Source organism: Arthrobacter agilis, from assembly GCF_002953615.1.
In the GTDB taxonomy this organism is placed as follows: domain Bacteria; phylum Actinomycetota; class Actinomycetes; order Actinomycetales; family Micrococcaceae; genus Arthrobacter_D; species Arthrobacter_D agilis_B.
Genome location: NZ_CP024915.1, coordinates 2021613 through 2024744, shown reverse-complemented (window position 1 = coordinate 2024744; position 3132 = coordinate 2021613). Strand labels below are relative to the sequence as shown.

Sequence of the window (3132 nt, the reverse complement as noted above, 5' to 3'; positions counted from 1 at the left end):
GGGCGCTCCGGACCCGCCGATGCCGGTTCCCGGGGTGGAATCCGGGAGCAGGGCGCCGTCAGGCCACCGTCACCGCCGGTTCGGGTGCTCCCGCCCGCCGCGGCTGGCGGCGCACGGTCCTCAGCATGTCCACGGTGAGGAGGACGAGGCCCACCCAGACGAGGCCGAAGCCGATCCATCGTTCGAAGGGCATGTCCTCACCGAGGACCAGCAGTGCGAGCAGGAACTGGAGCACGGGGGCGAGGTACTGCAGGAGCCCGATCGTGGTCAGCGGCAGGCGGCGGGCGGCGGCGCCGAAGAAGATCAGGGGCACCGCGGTGATGACGCCCGAGGCGACCATGATCCAGAAGTGGGCGGTGCCCTCGGTCGTGAGGGTCGCCGCGCCCGTCGCGTCGAGCCAGATCATGACACCCGCGGCGATCGGCGCGAGGACCACCGTCTCGATGCTGAGGCTGGTCACGGCGTCGACGCGCGAGCCGACCTTCTTCTTGACGAATCCGTACAGGCCGAACGAGAAGGCCAGGGTGAGGGCGATCCACGGGACGGCGCCGTACCCGACGGCCAGGACGATCACGGCGAGGACGCCCATGCCGATCGCGGTCCACTGCAGGGGCCGGAGCTTCTCGCGGAGCACGATCACGCCCAGCAGGACGGAGACGATGGGATTGATGAAGTAGCCGAGGGAGGCCTCGATGGCCTGTCCCGTGGTGACCCCGTAGGTGTAGACCAGCCAGTTGACGGCGATGAGCAGCGCTGCGACGGCCAGTGTGCCGACGATGCGCGGCGTGCGAAGGGCCGTGAGCACCGGCCGCCAGGACCGCAGGGCCGTCAGCAGGAGCGCACAGAAGATCAGGGACCAGACCACGCGGTTGGCCACGATCTCGACCGGGCCCGCCGGCGCCAGGACGAGGAAGTACAGCGGAAGCAGACCCCACAAACCGTAGGCGCCGATGCCGAAGAGCACGCCCACGGAGTTCTCGCTCCTCGCCGGACGTCTGGTCTGTACACCTGTTCCGCTCACGAGGTCGTGAACCGGCCGGTTCCGGGCTTTATTCCCACCCACCGGCAGCGGGGAGGGGACGACGGCGGCCGGACGAGATCCCGGCCACGAAGTTAGTCCGCGCCGTGGTGCGGCATTTAGAATAGGGAAGTGTGCGCTTATTCGCGCCACGCTGTCCACCAGGAGCTTTTCCACCGGGAAGAAGGCAAATCAGTGTCTACCTCAGCTGCGGCGCGACCGCTGCGGGTCGCGATCATCGGCGCCGGTCCGGCAGGCGTCTACGCCGCCGACATCCTGACGAAGTCGAACGAGGTCCAGGGCGGCGATTTCGCCGTCAGCATCGACCTCTTCGACCAGTACCCGGCACCCTACGGCCTGATCCGCTACGGGGTTGCTCCTGACCACCCACGCATCAAGGGGATCGTGAACGCCCTCCACAAGGTGCTGGACCGCGGCGACATCCGCTTCCTCGGCAACATCAACTACGGGCGTGACCTGACCCTGTCGGACTTCCGCCGTTTCTACGACGCCGTGATCTTCGCGACCGGTGCCATCCGCGACGCGGACCTGGACATCCCGGGGATCGACCTCGAGGGCTCCTTCGGCGGAGCGGACTTCGTGTCCTGGTACGACGGACACCCGGACGTCAGCCGCGACTGGCCGCTGGACGCGAAGGAGATCGCCGTGATCGGCAACGGCAACGTCGCCCTCGACGTCGCCCGTATCCTGTCCAAGCACGCCGACGACCTCCTCTCCACCGAGATCCCGGAGAACGTCTACCAGGGCCTGAAGGCCTCACCCGTGACCGATGTCCACGTCTTCGGCCGTCGCGGGCCCGCCCAGGTGAAATTCACGCCGCTGGAACTGCGGGAGCTCTCCCACTCGCGCGACGTCGACATCGTCCTCTACCCCGAGGACTTCGACTTCGACGCGGGCTCCGAGGAGCAGATCGCCTCGAACAACCAGACCAAGACGATGGTCAAGACCCTCACCAACTGGCTGGTGGAGGACGAGCCGACGGGCGCGTCGCGGCGCCTGCACCTGCACTTCCTGCACTCGCCCGTCGAGGTCTACGACGCACCGGAGACGCCCGGCAAGGTCGCGGGCATGAAGTTCGAGCGCACGGAGCTGACCGGGGACGGCAACGTCCGCGGAACCGGTGAGTTCCTCGATTACCCCGTACAGGCCGTCTACCGCGCCATCGGCTACTTCGGTTCCGAACTGCCCGAGGTCGGCTTCGACGACAAGCGCGGGGTCATCCCCAACGAGGGCGGCCGCGTCATCGACGAGGACGGCCACCCCGTGCCGGGCATCTACGCCACCGGCTGGATCAAGCGCGGGCCCGTGGGCCTGATCGGCCACACGAAGGGCGACGCCCTGGAGACCATCGGGTTCCTCCTCGAGGACCGGCTCAACCTGCCCCCGGCGGAGGACCCGTCCGAGGACGCCATCATCAATCTGCTCGAGGAACGCGGCGTCCACTACACCACCTGGGACGGCTGGCTGAAGCTGGACGCGCACGAGATGAAGCTGGGGGCGAATTTCGTCAACACCTCGGGCAACGCGGAGCTCGTGCGCGAGCGGGTGAAGCTCGTCCCCCGCGAGGACATGGTGGCCATTTCGCGCGGTCAGTAGGCCCGCTACACTGTGACCTGTCCTGCGCTGCCCCGCAGGACAGGTCACGAAGCGGAGTGCCGATGTCGCCGTCCCGTTCGATCTCCTCAGCGGAGCTACCTGCCGACGTCGTGCAGCGGAACGCCGTCGCGGCGCACGAAGCCCTCGGACGGGGTGCGGGTGTCGAGGACAACCTCCGCGGCATCGTGCACGACTCCTGGCTGAGGTCCCTCACCTTCCTGCCGAACCCCGCCACGGCAGGTGCCCGGCTGTTCTGCTCCGAGGAGGAGCTCGAGGCGTACCGCCAGGCCCATCCGCTCGCCGCGGTCATGCCCGTTCTCGACCGCCTCCTGGTACGGCCGAGCCTCGACGCGGGGATGCTCGTCGCGGTCGGGGACGAGAACGGCAGGCTCCTCTGGGTCGACGGCGACCGCGAACTCCGGCGCCGCGCCGAAGGCATGCTGTTCATGGCGGGCGCCGACTGGTCCGAGGCGGCGGTCGGCACGAGTGCGCCCGGG

2 protein-coding genes and 1 pseudogene are annotated in these 3132 nt (G+C 68.6%); 2 read left to right on the top strand and 1 reads right to left on the bottom strand.

Annotation, left to right across the window (positions count from 1 at the left end; translation table 11 throughout):
* Positions 1-58: 58 nt before the first annotated feature.
* Positions 59-1021 carry an EamA family transporter RarD gene (gene rarD / locus CVO76_RS09845; RefSeq protein ID WP_208739118.1) on the bottom strand — a complete coding sequence of 321 codons (963 nt, stop codon included), beginning with the start codon at positions 1019-1021 and terminating at the stop codon, positions 59-61.
* A 192-nt stretch (positions 1022-1213) separates the two neighbouring features.
* On the opposite strand from rarD, the gene CVO76_RS09840 reads away from it, so the two are divergent.
* Together CVO76_RS09840 and CVO76_RS09835 are read left to right on the top strand one after the other, a co-directional pair.
* Positions 1214-2635, top strand: coding sequence for an FAD-dependent oxidoreductase (locus CVO76_RS09840; RefSeq protein ID WP_133081066.1), 1422 nt, complete (start codon positions 1214-1216; stop codon positions 2633-2635).
* A gap of 62 nt (positions 2636-2697) precedes the next feature.
* Positions 2698-3132, top strand: a pseudogene (locus tag CVO76_RS09835) (transcriptional regulator); the annotation flags it as partial.